The sequence below is a fragment of the Mesobacillus maritimus genome, assembly GCF_023715205.1.
Classification (GTDB): Bacteria; Bacillota; Bacilli; order Bacillales; family Cytobacillaceae; genus Mesobacillus_B; species Mesobacillus_B maritimus_C.
This window is the reverse complement of sequence record NZ_JAMBNR010000109.1, coordinates 1-368: the sequence shown is the minus strand read 5'-3', so window position 1 is coordinate 368 and position 368 is coordinate 1. Positions and strand designations below refer to the sequence as shown.

Sequence of the window (368 nt, the reverse complement as noted above, 5' to 3'; positions counted from 1 at the left end):
CGCCTGCATGAAGCCGGAATCGCTAGTAATCGCGGATCAGCATGCCGCGGTGAATACGTTCCCGGGCCTTGTACACACCGCCCGTCACACCACGAGAGTTTGTAACACCCGAAGTCGGTGGGGTAACACTTTTAGTGAGCCAGCCGCCTAAGGTGGGACAGATGATTGGGGTGAAGTCGTAACAAGGTAGCCGTATCGGAAGGTGCGGCTGGATCACCTCCTTTCTAAGGATAATGCCGTAAGGGCATTCGGAACTCAGACCTTATGGTCTGTGATATGCAAATCTTTAGATTTGCACTGTTGATTGCTTGTTTGTTTAGTTTTGAAGGAGCAATCCTTCGAAACATTGTTCCTTGAAAACTAGATAA

Annotated in this window: 1 rRNA gene; it reads left to right on the top strand. The window is 49.2% G+C overall.

The features are described from left to right. Positions 1 to 224, top strand: a 16S ribosomal RNA gene (locus M3182_RS25855); the annotation flags it as partial. Between the last annotated feature and the right edge of the window lie 144 nt (positions 225 to 368).